Origin of the sequence: Bradyrhizobium sp. IC4060 (assembly GCF_020193715.1) — a bacterium.
In the GTDB taxonomy this organism is placed as follows: Bacteria; Pseudomonadota; Alphaproteobacteria; order Rhizobiales; family Xanthobacteraceae; genus Bradyrhizobium; species Bradyrhizobium yuanmingense.
On sequence record NZ_JADYVJ010000009.1, the window covers coordinates 154,609 to 167,354 of the forward strand.

Below are 12,746 nucleotides of genomic sequence, written 5' to 3' on the forward strand. Positions count from 1 at the left end.
AGATGAGTGATGCGCCCGGCCTTGCGCCTTCCACCGGCATTCTTGCGCTGTCCGCCGTCGACGCCATTGCCGAGATTCGCAAAGGCCATCTGTCGCCGCTCGACGTGGTCGATGCCGCGATCGACAGGATCGAAGCGACGGATGCGGGAATCAACGCGATTCCGGTTCGCTGCTTCGAGGCCGCACGGGGTGAAGCACGGCGGCTTATGGAGAAAAAGGCGGCCGGTGAGGACTGGCCCCTGCTCTGCGGGCTTCCGCTCGCGGTCAAGGACAACACCGATGTCGCAGGCGTGCCGACCAGCGGCGGCAGCGCGCTGACGGCCCGCGGCGCCCCCGAGGTATCGAATCCCGCGATCGATCGTCTCCAGCGCAATGGCGCCATCGTCGTGGGCAAGAGCAATCTGTCGGAGCTCGGCGGCGCCAACACCACCAACGCGCTGTTCGGCGCGACGCGCAATCCGTTCTTTCCTGCGCTGACCGCGGGCGGCTCCTCCGGCGGATCGGCAGCGGCGCTGGCCGCGCATCAGGTCTATCTCGCCCATGGCAATGATGTCGGCGGCAGCCTGCGCACGCCGGCCGCATTTTGCGGTGTTGCGGGGCTGAGGCCCACACCGGGCCTCGTGCCGAGAAAGCCGCTCTCCGATCCGTTCGACACAGTTTTCGTCGAGGGACCGATGGCGCGGACGATTCCCGATCTTGCCTTGATGCTGGATGCGATGGCCGGCTTCCATCCGCCCGATCTGTTGTCGCGCGAGCATCCCGCATCGTTCCGCAACGCCGCCGCACGACCCGGATGGGCGGGGCGCATAGCGGTGTCCGAGGATCTCGGCCTGTTGCCGGTGGATCGGAACATTCGTTCCGCCTTCCGCGGCGCGATCGACCGGCTCCAACCCGCAGGCTGCAGGATGAGCGAGACCGCCCCTGATCTCGCCGGGCTGCCGCGCGTGATCCGCGCGCTACGTGGTCTCGCCTATCTTGCCACCTGGAGCAGACTTTGGCCGCAATCGCGCGCGGCCTTCACGCCCGAAGTGGCAGGCGACATCGCCCATGGTGAAAGCCTCTCCGCAACAGACATCGCGGCCGCGATAGAGCAGCGCGCGGCCATCTATCGCCGCATGCAGGACTTCTTCGGCGACATCGACATCCTGATCTGCCCGACCGTGCAGGTCGCGCCCTTTCCGGTCGAGATCATGTGGCCGGCCGAGATCGAGGGGACCGCATCGAAGATCTACATCGACTGGATCATGATCACCTATGTCTGGTCGATCCTCGGCTGCCCTGCGCTGGCGGTGCCCGCAGGCCGCGATGGGGCCGGCATGCCGGTCTCCTTGCAGGTCGTCGGCCCACCGCACAGCGAGGAGCGCCTGATCTCCTTCGCGGCGCGGATCGAGCAGGCGTTTTCCTCGCCATCCTGAGGGAAAGGCGATGTCCCGCGGAACCTGATCTTTCACGCGCCCGTCGGTTGAATTCATCGCCTCGGAGCCCTATGCGTAGGCGCCATGGACACCCAGATGATCACCGCCGAAAAGCCGCTGATGGCCCAGGCCCGCCCGCGCAAGCCGGCGCCGTTCCTCCCCATGAGCCGCGCCGAGATGAACGCGCTCGGCTGGGACGCCTGCGACATCGTGCTGGTGACCGGGGATGCCTATGTCGACCATCCGAGCTTCGGCATGGCGATCATCGGCCGGCTGCTGGAGGCGCAAGGGTTTCGGGTCGGCATCATCGCGCAGCCGGACTGGCATTCGGCGGAGCCGTTCAAGGCGCTCGGCAAGCCAAGAGTGTTCTTCGGCGTCACCGGCGGCAACATGGATTCCATGGTGAACCGCTATACCGCCGACCGGCGCATCCGCAGCGATGACGCCTATACGGCGGGCGGCGAAGGCGGCAAGCGGCCGGACCGCTGCACCATCGTCTACGCCCAGCGCTGCCGCGAGGCGTTCAAGGACACCCCGATCGTGCTCGGCGGCATCGAGGCTTCGCTGCGCCGGATCGCGCATTACGATTACTGGTCCGACAAGGTGCGCCGCTCGGTGCTGGCGGACGCCAAGGCGGACTTGCTGCTCTACGGCAACGCCGAGCGTGCCGTGGTCGAAGTGGCGCACCGGCTCGCGGCCGGCGAAGCGCCGCGCGAGCTCGACGACATCAGGGGCGTGGCGCTGTTCCGCAAGGTCCCGGACGATTACACCGAGCTGCACGCCGACGATCTCGAGTCCGCCGACGAGGGCGCATCGCGCCAGAAGGGCTCAACCGTGATCCGCCTGCCGGCGCTGGAGCAGGTCGAGCAGGACAAGGAAGCCTATGCGCGCGCCTCGCGCGTGCTGCACCGGGAGAGCAATCCCGGCAATGCAAGGCCGCTGGTGCAGCGCCATGGCGACCGCGATCTCTGGCTCAACCCGCCGCCGATCCCGCTCACGACGGAAGAGATGGACGCGGTCTACGATCTGCCTTACGCACGCGCGCCGCATCCGTCCTATGGCGATGCCAGAATTCCCGCCTGGGAGATGATCAAGTTCTCCGTGACGATCATGCGCGGCTGCTTCGGCGGCTGCACCTTCTGCTCGATCACCGAGCATGAGGGCCGCATCATCCAGAACCGCTCGGAGGGATCGATCCTGCGCGAGATCGAGCGCATCCGCGACAAGACGCCGGGCTTCACCGGCGTCATCTCCGACATCGGCGGCCCCACCGCCAACATGTACCGCATGGCGTGCAAGGACCCGAAGGTCGAGGCGGCATGCCGCCGGCCGTCCTGCGTCTTCCCCGAGATCTGCCCGAACCTCAACACCTCGCATGACGACCTGATCCGGCTCTATCGCAAAGTGCGCGAGACCAAGGGCATCAAGAAGGTGATGGTCGCCTCCGGCGTGCGCTACGACCTCGCCGTCGAGAGTCCCGAATACATCAAGGAGCTCGTCACCCATCACGTCGGCGGTTATTTGAAGATCGCCCCCGAACATACCGAGCGCGGCCCGCTCGACAAGATGATGAAGCCGGGCATCGGCGCCTACAACAAGTTCAAGCGCATGTTCGACGAGGCGGCCGAACGGGCCGGCAAGAAATATTATCTGATCCCCTATTTCATCGCGGCGCACCCGGGCACGACCGACGAGGACATGATGAACCTCGCGCTGTGGCTGAAGAAGAACCGCTATCGCGCCGACCAGGTGCAGACCTTCCTGCCCTCGCCGATGGCGACCGCGACCGCGATGTACCACACGGGCGTCAACCCCTTGCGCGGCGTGCGCCACGGCGGCAGCGACAAGGTCGAGGCGATCAAGGGCCTGCGCCAGCGCCGCCTGCACAAGGCATTCCTGCGCTACCACGACCCCGACAATTGGCCGCTGCTGCGCGAAGCCTTGATCGAGATGGGCCGCCGCGACCTGATCGGCTCGCAGCCGCATCAGCTCGTGCCAGCACATCAGCCGCCCGGCACCGGCAAGGCCGCCGGCACCAAGCGGCCAATGCGGCCCGGCGGCAAGACGCAGCGGTTCACGACCAAGGGCCTGCGGGTGATGAAGTAGCGGGCGTGAGCCGGATCTGGCACGGTTTGGTGTGGCGTCTTCGCGTCGGCAAGACGAAAGCTCGAAAACAACCCCATGCACAGTAGCCGGGGGCAGCAAGATCAACGGCTTACGAGCGCGATGAGATCGGCGCGAACATCGACCGCAAATCGAGGCATGATCGGCCCGGGGAAACGGTCAATTTCCGTTTTTGCGAAATTCGCTTGATCGTCGGGCAAAACAGGCGTATGATGCCACCATCGCGGAACGTGGATGAGACGAACCCGTCCTGCTGCTCCGTATCGATAGCTTGAGCTCACCGCGCCGCGCCCGAATTTCTCCGGCTTCGCGACGAGCGCCCTGTTGCCCGTCCTCAACGCGCTGACGACGCAGCGGCCGCTGTGGCACAGCCTGACGCAAGGCGACTGGGTGTTCGCCGGCATCGACGTGACGTGCTGGGCACTCGCACTGCTCCATGTTGTTCTGGCTGTTCGCACCGCCCGGAACCGATCCATTGTGCAATCGAAGCGCATGCCGCAGGTGCCGGTCGCCATTGCTGTGCGGCAGAATGATCCATCTGCTTGCCCTTGGGCTGTGTCTGGCGGGCTTTGCTGCGCTGGCCTTCGCCACGCACCGCCAGCAGCGCGATATTTTCGGCAAGGCGCTGCCGCGGGTGACGACCTATGGACTTCGGGCTGCCGGTGCAGGGGTGCTGCTGCTGTCGCTCGGCATCCTCGTGGCCGCAAAGAGCTGGAGCATGGGCCTCGTGATGTTCAGCGGTCACACCACGATGGCTGCCGCCATCGTGTTTTGTGCGCTGATCGGGTGGGGAAGACTGGCTGCCCGCACGGCGCGACGTCGACAGAATGATGCTCGCGCCCGCTCCATCACTCGACGTTGAAGGTATTCGTTTCGTGATCAAGCTGGCCAGAAACGGTCGTGGATGCGGCAAATAGATGGTCGTGACTTTGTCTGCTTCTGGTCCAAAGCTGACCTTGCCGCGCTGCCCGCCTAGCGTCAGCTTTTGACCCATTGCAGAACTAGCCGCTCGCTTTGGCGACGCAGGAAAATCTCCTAAGTATTTGCACAAAGACATACCGATTTTCGGGTTATGGTTATCGCCATGAAGCGATTTCTCATCTTTCCGGGTCTTTTCCCTCCATTGGCTCTGCTTGTTTTCTTGGTACCTAGCATAGTTGCGAGACCCGAACTTCCGACGTTCCGCACACTGTATGGAATGCTTGGGATCGCCTACTTCGTTGCAATAGTGCCCCCGTGGCTTTTGGCTTTCATTGACTGGTATTTGTCGCAAAAGCCGGCCTTTGTAAGCATCACAGTCACAGCGACATCAGGGTTTATACTTTCATTGGTATGGGCTTATCTGTTGGGCCTGAAGGCCGAAGTCAGAAATGATCCGGTGCTCATCGGGATGGTTGGAGCAATTCCAACCGCAGTGTGTTGCTGGCTGTCTAAGACGAATTCCGCTCCCAAAAGATGACCCGACCAAGGTCATGCTGCCTACTAAAGCAGCCTTTGCGATGCGCCTGACGTTTTCCTTATCGCTTTAGGGTTGTGGCAATCAATTCACGCTATTGGCGGCATATGGCCTTCGAGGTGGTCCCGATTGGGGTTAAGGATAGTGTCTGATGTACTTCCTCACTGCCTGTCTGATCGTGGTAGTCGTGAGTGCCGCGCTATCGCTTCGTCGATCCAGAACTCTAACACAGCCTCAGTGGGCTACTGAGGCCCAGCGGCGCGCAGCACGGCGGCGGGCGCTTATGCCGACCATCTGCGCGGGCTTTTGTCTGCTGGCGTTGCTGGGATTTCATCATTTTCAACACGAGCCAGAACTTGGTCCCACCGCGACGACAGATTTGATGATGCTTGTTGCGTCTATGTTCGGCGGTTCCTTTCTTGGCGTCATTGGCGGGATGGATTGAGGTAGCGAGGATCAAACGCAAGGCAAAAACGCGCCCGACTAGCTGTCATGTCTTTGGCGTCGTCCTGACGATGTCTGGATTTGGCCCATCGGCGAAGATGCGCGTCGGCCCACGGAGGTCCGCTCGTTGCGGCAGAGCGGACGAGATTTGCTGAACTTCAGTTCTTCGTGTTTCGGCCCGAAGCGGAAGGTAGCGAGCGGTCGCCAATGGCGTGGCATTCCCCGAACTTGTCGTCCTTACTGTCCATCAGGTCCCGGCCTGGAATCTTCTATCCGGGCCTTGAGCGGAAAGAAACTCTCGGCCAGGATCCTGTTTTCCGCCGTCTGCAGTCCTTGATTGAGGTAGGACATATGATCCTCGCCCTCGAGCGATTTCGGATCGCTGGTAAATCCCCGCGCGTGGGGACGCGCGAGAGCCGGCGGACGCATGACTTATTATCACCAAGCTTTGGCGTGCTCGCGGAGACTGGGTCTTGTTCTCCAAGGAGTTGGGAGCGAAGTCAGCTTGCAGTGAGACCGATAGCTCGGCCTGAAGATAAGGCTCGGCGTTCTCCTGCCGAGCCTTCTTCCTATTTGTCTATCCGTCGATTCCGCTCTCGAAAAAGACAAGACGATCTTTACTTATTTAGCGGCTATCACACGGCAAACGGCCCGTGTTTCTCGGTCGTAGTGACCCGGCTGTTTCAGGACAGCTGCACAGCGCCGCAACACCCGCTGCTGCTCTGCGACCTCCAATGTCGCGAAGGCTGTGCCGACGTTGGCAGGATTGAGGCCTGCCAATCCAGAGCTGTTGTTTGCATTGGCAACGCCATTATTTGAAATGCCCACGGCTCCCGCGGCACCAGGACCAATGCCAACAGTGCCAAGCCCGCCGGTGCCGATCCCCCCAGTACCTACGCTGCCAGAACCGACACCAACTCCCGCACCTGCCCCACCAACTCCTGCAACACTCGCACCTGCGCCAGCTCCCGCCGCGCCTCCGCCGACACCCACGCCCCCCGTAGCGCCAATTCCGCCAACTCCGGCGCCCGCTCCAGCACCGACGCCAGCACTGCCCACTCCGACGCCAGCACCCGCGCCGACACCACCAACTCCGGCGCCAACGCCGGCACCCACGCCACCATCGCCCACTCCGGCGCCGGCACCCGCGCCAACGCCGCCAACCCCGGCACCAACACCGGCGCCGACGCCACCGCTACCCACTCCCGCACCAGCACCTGCACCGACACCTCCAACACCGGCGCCAACACCCGCGCCCACCTGAGCTTGCACGAGTGGTGCTGCTGCGGACAATGCAACGCAGAGCGTGGCCGCATAGAAAAGCTTCATTCGCATACACGCCTCCATGAATTCCCGGCGCCCGCAAAGGGACGCCTGCAACAAGATTCTTGTCCAGGAGGAAGCGATGATTTGTCGGTCCGTTCCTCAACCGGCTCCAAGTAGGTTAACGGGACGAAAAGAGCATTCTGAGAATTTTGCGATTGCGGAATCAGCGCGCAGTCGCGAGGCTATCGAGTTCGCAATTCATCTCGTCGCTTGTGGGGAAGCGTTCGGTGGCTTACGCGCGGTTTCGTAAGCTCCGCTTTATGGCCCGTGTTAGACCACAGCTCGGGCGCCGCGAGGTCAGCTGTCGGGCGTTGACCCGCCAAAGTTATGACCGGTCAAGGCAGCCTTTGACCCAAAGCGGACGTAGCGTTGACCGCGCTAACAGCGCGTCAGATAACGGCACACCACTTCACGAACGAACCGCAGGCGGCGATTGGCATAGGCGCGGCCCCCGTTCAGGCGGAAGTCGACGAAGCTAACGCGTGCGACCACGCCCTCGGTGATTGACATCATATACTTGCATAGAGATACGGGATGGAGCCTCCCTTCACACTGCACCGAAAAGAATTCGTCTGCAGGCTCCCCCATATAGTTGGAATAGCTTGCGACGCCCTTGTAATGAGCTAATCCCTCGAAATCATCGTTCTGACGCTTCGGGGCGGATCGCAACACGTTGGCGCGGGTTGCATCCGCATAGGCTGCTGTAGGCATCTGGCTCGGATGGATCTGAACTATAGTCTCTTCGGCACGCATGCGCTGGCCAGCGGTCGCGCGGTCAAGGCCGTCGCGCCGTGATCGCTCCGCCACCGCCACGCTCCACGGCTCACCGCTGCCATCGACGAACACGAGTTCGACTTCATTCGAACTGAGTTGCGAGGGCAGCGGCCCCTTACTGCTCGGCGGCGCCCTGTTGACGAAAACCACAAATGCCCGGGGCACGATAAGATCCGGAAAATTGGCCTTTCCGACAACATCATTGACAAGGCTGATCCGCATCGGAGTCATGTCAAGCGAGAAGTGCATGTAATCTGCCGGGACCTGATTGGGCACGTCGTCCGCGCGGGCGAAATCGAGGCCGTAGCTCGCCAACACGATTGCAGCCGCTAGGATGCCGCGTTCGATCCGTCTCTTGGTAGTTACGTTTTCTATTGTCAACATTGAGGAACCCAGTCATCGCGCCTCGATTATGTCGATCACAACTTAAGCGCTAACCGCTCACACCGCACGTGAGGCGCACCCTCACGATTAATAGAATGTTGCTTGGGACCTATTGGCGGCGGACGTCCGGAACTGGCCCTAAGCGGCGGTTGAAAGATGTCTGCTAGTCCGCCGCTGTCGGGATACAAGCGGACATCTCAAGTCCGGGCCGAAAATGGTGCGATTGCCCCGAAGCCGACTCTTCGTGATCATCGCCTCCAGTTCGCTTGGAAATGCCTGCGTCATTCGATCGATACATTTTGAATGGAAGCGGGTTAGCCTTTACGAGATCTGGCATCGCGTATAGGTTGTGCAAATCCAACATTTAGCGGGATTCGGATGTGCGTGCCTTATGGTCTTTGGCTTTGATGGCACTGATTGTCGCAGAAATTCTTCTTTTCGCAGCCCAGCCCGATTGCGGCGACGGGCATGTGCCCGTGCCTGGATTGTCGGGATGGCATTGTAGGCTGAAAGGCGATGGTCCGAGACCCTGAGGTCGTGAGCCACCTGGTCTCCCAAAGGCGGACCGAACGTCCGCCACGGTGGTCGACTTCGTTAGGCTTTGACCCAAAGCGCTCTCGGTCGAGAGGTGGATAACCACCTTACGCAACCACATAAGTCACACATCCGCAGCGCGAGACCAGATGCCGAAAGGTAAGAAGAAGTTCTGACCATGCACATGCACCTGCGCTTTTCGTCAGCAACTGAATTGCATCAGGTTCAAATTGGGCGAATGCGACCAGAAGCGATTCCGGGGACATTTACTGACCCTAACGCCAGATTTGGACATATCAGGCGCCCATTGCCCGTAGCGAAAAAGAAGCCGCCGCGCACTCAGGACGACGATCCAGCCTAGGTGATCTCTGCCCGATAGAGGATTACCCGAGTCGATTATTGACCCGAACCGGACATCGACCTGAGCGGGATGTCTACATCGAACGACAAACACTGCACCCTCGGCTAAATTATCATCCCTTACCGGCACTTCAGGTCGTGATATTGAGACCACGGGCGCCGTGAGGCGGCGGCTGTTTGAAAGGAAAGCTATGTATAGTCCTTCTCAACAACTCATTCACCTGGGCCTTGGCTTCATGGTCTCCCAAGCCTTGCGCGTTGCGACAGATCTCAACGTTGCGGATCGCTTGGTCGCCGGAGAGCGGAGCGTCGACGATCTGGCGGAGGAAACGCATTGTCACTGCGATGCGCTCTATAGGATTATGCGGCTTCTCGCCGCCGAGGGGGTCTTTAGCGAAACCTCGGCCCGCCGTTTCCAACTCACCGAATTGGGCGCAGCCTTGCTTTCCGACGCGCCCTCAAGTCCCCGCGACCTGATCCGAATGATGAACAGGGAGCCCTATCTCGCCTTCGCTCAGCTCACTCATTCAGTGCAAACGGGTTTGCCGACGTTCGAAACCGTATTTGGAAAGCCCAGGTTCGATTGGCTGGCGGACCATCCGGACGCGGCTTCGCTATTCCAGCAGGCGATGATCGCGCTTAGCCAAGGCGCCAATGAAGCTGTAGCAGAGGCGTGTGATTTTGGTGCGTTTTCTCAGATTGTCGATGTCGGCGGCGGCCATGGACAGCTGCTTTCGGAGATCCTAAAGAGACACCCTCACCTTTCCGGCATATTGTTTGACCTACCGGCGGGGGTTGAGGCAGCGCGGGCTGATGCGGCAAGTTTCCCGCCACAGACCTCGTTCGTGGCCGGCAATTTCTTCAACGCCGTTCCAGCCGGTGCGGACGTCTATATCATGAAAAAGGTCATTCACGATTGGAATGACGAGCAAGCGGTACGCATCCTGCGCAATTGCCGAGAGGTAATGAAACCCCACGGACGAGTGTTAATTGCGGAGACTATTATTCCCCCGGGAAACGAACGAAATACGATCAAGCTAATCGATGCGAACATGCTTGTCGTTACGGGGGGCGTCGAGCGAACCGAGAGCGAATTTGCCGCTTTGCTTGCCGCCGCAGGTCTGCGGCTTGAGCGGGTCATTTCGACCGCCCGGGCGATCTCAGTTCTTGAGGCAAGCCGAGCCTGAAGTCTTCGAAAAAGCATCGGGTCATACATGCGCAACGAACCTTTAGATCGTCGAAACCTCTGCATGTCAGCCTTTGGCCCATCGCTGCGGCATCCCACGACCGAGGATATGTCGGCTGTCAGAGGTAGACCGGGCCTAACCTAAGCCGGGCCGGATCGCCGCGATTGACCCATTGCGGCCTCCGTGTTGCCAAGGAGGGGATGTGCCATCGGCAGCGTTGGAGCGGATGAGCTGGCCGGTGCCAGCCGGCCCGGAACGCTTTCAATAGTATTTTCTTGAACAGATGGATCGAGGCTCGATCGTCGGTGGAATCCGACAAAAAATGAGCTCCGTAGACGTCGTTGTTCCCTGCTTCAGGTATGGGCACTTCCTGCGAGAGTGCGTCGAGAGCGTTTTGACGCAATCCGGTCCCGAGTTGCGCGTGCTCATCATCGATGATGCGTCACCTGACAATACCGCGGAAGTTGCGCAAGAGTTACGGTGCTCCGATCCCCGCGTCGATTACCGCAGGCACATCTGGAATCAAGGTCTCATCGCGACCGCCAACGAGGGCATTGCCTGGGCGAGCGCCGACTATATGCTTCTGCTGTCGGCGGACGACTACCTGCTGCCCGGTGCCCTGTCGAGATCGGTCGATCTGATGGACAATCACCCTTCTGTCGCTTTCACCTTCGGAGGCGCGGTTGTTCTAGACCAGCGCGGGGATCATCCATTCTACAGAAGCTATTATGGAACGGAAGTGGATCTCCGAACGCGCATCTTGTCCGGACTCGAGTTCATCACTCTTAGTCGTGCACAATGTATTGTGGTGTCACCGACCGGCGTGGTTCGCACGAGCCTGCAGAAAAAACTGGGCGGGTATCTAGCAGACTTGCCCTACGCCTCCGACATGGAAATGTGGATGCGGCTCGCCGCACATGGCGACGTCGGATTCATTGGTGCGGACCAGGCCGTGTATCGATACCACTCAGTCAACATGTCGAGTGAGCCTTCACCGGAGCTAAACCTGCTCCAACGCAAGGCGGCTATCGAACATTTCCTGAATGGCGGCGCCGCGCTGCTGACAAACGATCTCAGGAACTGGTTGACCCGCCAATTGGCACTTGACGCGATCGTCCGCGCAAGCATTGCCTTCAACGAAGGAGCGATAGACACCTCAGCACGCCTTGCCGAACTTGCGTTGAGTATTGACCCAAGCGTTCAACATTCACGTCGTTGGTGGTTTCTTGCCTGCAAGAAGATTCGGATTGCGAGGATGGCAGCTGGTGCGGCCTTCAGTTGAGTTGTTCAGATCCATCTTCCGGAACGAGCGGCGCTGAGTAGCCGAGCTCGCTGCGACGCATAGGCTGCCCGCTAAAAACCACTGGCGCATCATTTCCGCTTCTGGCCCGTAGCCGACGGTTCCGGTGGCTGTCGGCGCATCGGTTGCGGGGTGTAGCGCGGAAGCCGCTGAGATCGGATCCCATTGGCAGCATATGCGCTCATGGCCGACCCACGAGCGTCCTCCGCCAGGAGCCGCTTGTGGCCCAAGAGGGACATATCGGGTTGCGAAGCAGAATGCCTGCTCTCGTTCACCACATTTAAACCTTAAGATTGTACGAAGAGTGCTCACCCACAGGTCGCAGGAACATGCGAACAGCCTTCCTACAGAAGCCGTCATTGGACTTCGGGCAATGAAGGCCTGGCAGACCAGCTGCATCGTGGCTGTTCTCGCATCCGCGGGACTTTATCTGGCCGCGGGTAACAGACCGGCCGCGACGTTGCCCGATGTTCTGCCGGAAGCGGCAGCGAGCATACCGGCTGGGGCGAGCATGGCGGCTCCTGCGAGCGTGGTGACGCCTGCCATGTACGCAGAGGCAGCCGCCAGACTTTCGGCAGCGCTTCGGGAAGAAAGAGCAGAGCCGGGCTCGGTGACGTCGGCAGGTTCGGCGCCGCTACGCACCGAAGCCGAGATCGTCGATCAACCCGTCGCGCCGAAATTGGCGTCGTTGGGACAGGATGTCGTCCAATCGCTGCCGCCGGAACGCGATGCGTCCAACGGTGCGCCGAAAGCGGCGTCGACGCAGGATTTCCGTCATCTGGCCTACTACGTCTGGTCCGAACTGCCGCCCGCCGAGAAACCGGCGGAGATCGTCTTGCGTGCGTTTAGGGATATTCCGCTGGGAACGCCGACCGAAGAAATCAAGCGCGCTGCCGACGCGTTTGGTCTCGATTTCAATTTCATGATGGCGGTTGCCAAGATCGAATCCGGTTTCAACCCCAATCAACGCACCGGGTCCTATATCGGGCTGTTTCAGCTCAGCTATTATGAGTTCGGGAAGTTCGGCTTCGGGCAGATTCGCAGTCCGCGGGATAACGCCGTCGCCGCCGCCTACAAGATCATTACCGAGGGCGTCCTGTTCGAGTGGATCACCCACCGTAAGCCGGACATGAGCGATCTCTACCTGATTCATCAGCAGGGCTGGGAAGGCGCCGCCGAGCACATCAGCCGGCCCGCTCGCGCCGCGTGGAAATCGATGTGCGCCACCAGCGAAGGCAAGGAGAAGGGTGAGCGGTGGTGCAAACGCGCGATTTGGGGCAATGCACTTCCGGCCTTCAAGCGCACCTGGAAATCGGTCGACAACGTGACGTCAGAAGCGTTCGTCGGCATGTGGCGCGGCCGGGTCGCCGAATTCTACACGAAATATGTGGCGACTGCTGCGGCGGCGGCAAACCAATAAGTCGGTCGTCGGCAGCGCCGCG

General features: G+C 60.8%; 10 protein-coding genes. 7 read left to right on the forward strand and 3 right to left on the reverse strand.

Annotated elements, in window-relative coordinates; genetic code table 11:
* Positions 1 to 2: 2 nt before the first annotated feature.
* Together I6F16_RS26255 and I6F16_RS26260 are read left to right on the forward strand one after the other, a co-directional pair.
* Entirely contained in the window at positions 3 to 1,415 is a 1,413-nt protein-coding gene (locus I6F16_RS26255; protein WP_225113410.1) for an amidase, read from the forward strand.
* Positions 1,416 to 1,499: 84 nt separating this feature from the next.
* The gene (locus I6F16_RS26260; protein ID WP_225113411.1) at positions 1,500 to 3,521 is read left to right on the forward strand and encodes a YgiQ family radical SAM protein; all 2,022 of its coding nucleotides are present in this window, start codon (positions 1,500 to 1,502) and stop codon (positions 3,519 to 3,521) included.
* A gap of 101 nt (positions 3,522 to 3,622) precedes the next feature.
* Here I6F16_RS26260 and I6F16_RS26265 read toward each other — a convergent pair whose 3' ends face one another.
* On the reverse strand, positions 3,623 to 4,054 hold the full coding sequence (locus I6F16_RS26265) for a hypothetical protein (RefSeq protein WP_225174132.1): 432 nt from the start codon (positions 4,052 to 4,054) through the stop codon (positions 3,623 to 3,625).
* Between the two features lie 14 nt (positions 4,055 to 4,068).
* Between I6F16_RS26265 and I6F16_RS26270 the strand changes: the two genes are divergently transcribed.
* Both I6F16_RS26270 and I6F16_RS26275 read left to right on the forward strand, forming a co-directional pair.
* Positions 4,069 to 4,401, forward strand: a complete 333-nt coding sequence (locus tag I6F16_RS26270) for a DUF3325 family protein (protein WP_225113413.1) — start codon at positions 4,069 to 4,071, stop codon at positions 4,399 to 4,401.
* A 745-nt stretch (positions 4,402 to 5,146) separates the two neighbouring features.
* Entirely contained in the window at positions 5,147 to 5,440 is a 294-nt protein-coding gene (locus tag I6F16_RS26275) for a hypothetical protein (protein ID WP_225113414.1), read from the forward strand.
* Positions 5,441 to 6,332: 892 nt separating this feature from the next.
* On the opposite strand, the gene I6F16_RS26280 is transcribed toward I6F16_RS26275, so the two are convergent.
* Together I6F16_RS26280 and I6F16_RS26285 are read right to left on the reverse strand one after the other, a co-directional pair.
* Entirely contained in the window at positions 6,333 to 6,662 is a 330-nt protein-coding gene (locus I6F16_RS26280; RefSeq protein ID WP_225174133.1) for a hypothetical protein, read from the reverse strand.
* 481 nt (positions 6,663 to 7,143) lie between these two features.
* A complete protein-coding gene (locus I6F16_RS26285; protein WP_225115180.1) occupies positions 7,144 to 7,923 on the reverse strand; it encodes a hypothetical protein in 780 nt (259 codons plus the stop codon).
* A 1,085-nt stretch (positions 7,924 to 9,008) separates the two neighbouring features.
* On the opposite strand from I6F16_RS26285, the gene I6F16_RS26290 reads away from it, so the two are divergent.
* The 3 genes from I6F16_RS26290 to I6F16_RS26300 all read left to right on the forward strand — a co-directional run bounded on the left by I6F16_RS26290 (position 9,009) and on the right by I6F16_RS26300 (position 12,724).
* Positions 9,009 to 10,004 carry a methyltransferase gene (locus I6F16_RS26290; RefSeq protein ID WP_057028272.1) on the forward strand — a complete coding sequence of 332 codons (996 nt, stop codon included), beginning with the start codon at positions 9,009 to 9,011 and terminating at the stop codon, positions 10,002 to 10,004.
* A gap of 322 nt (positions 10,005 to 10,326) precedes the next feature.
* Positions 10,327 to 11,286 (forward strand): glycosyltransferase, encoded by a 960-nt coding sequence (locus I6F16_RS26295; RefSeq protein WP_225114306.1) that lies wholly within the window; start codon positions 10,327 to 10,329, stop codon positions 11,284 to 11,286.
* 391 nt (positions 11,287 to 11,677) lie between these two features.
* Positions 11,678 to 12,724, forward strand: a complete 1,047-nt coding sequence (locus I6F16_RS26300; protein ID WP_225114307.1) for a transglycosylase — start codon at positions 11,678 to 11,680, stop codon at positions 12,722 to 12,724.
* The last annotated feature ends 22 nt before the right edge of the window (positions 12,725 to 12,746 follow it).

What these genes read in the sequence shown, in the direction of transcription:
- I6F16_RS26255 (WP_225113410.1), top strand. Translation starts at nt 3, where the DNA reads ATGAGTGATGCGCCCGGCCTTGCGCCTTCCACCGGCATTCTTGCGCTG.
- I6F16_RS26260 (WP_225113411.1), top strand. Translation starts at nt 1,500, where the DNA reads ATGGACACCCAGATGATCACCGCCGAAAAGCCGCTGATGGCCCAGGCC.
- I6F16_RS26265 (WP_225174132.1), bottom strand. Translation starts at nt 4,054, where the DNA reads ATGGCGACCGGCACCTGCGGCATGCGCTTCGATTGCACAATGGATCGG.
- I6F16_RS26270 (WP_225113413.1), top strand. Translation starts at nt 4,069, where the DNA reads ATGATCCATCTGCTTGCCCTTGGGCTGTGTCTGGCGGGCTTTGCTGCG.
- I6F16_RS26275 (WP_225113414.1), top strand. Translation starts at nt 5,147, where the DNA reads ATGTACTTCCTCACTGCCTGTCTGATCGTGGTAGTCGTGAGTGCCGCG.
- I6F16_RS26285 (WP_225115180.1), bottom strand. Translation starts at nt 7,923, where the DNA reads ATGTTGACAATAGAAAACGTAACTACCAAGAGACGGATCGAACGCGGC.
- I6F16_RS26290 (WP_057028272.1), top strand. Translation starts at nt 9,009, where the DNA reads ATGTATAGTCCTTCTCAACAACTCATTCACCTGGGCCTTGGCTTCATG.
- I6F16_RS26295 (WP_225114306.1), top strand. Translation starts at nt 10,327, where the DNA reads ATGAGCTCCGTAGACGTCGTTGTTCCCTGCTTCAGGTATGGGCACTTC.
- I6F16_RS26300 (WP_225114307.1), top strand. Translation starts at nt 11,678, where the DNA reads ATGAAGGCCTGGCAGACCAGCTGCATCGTGGCTGTTCTCGCATCCGCG.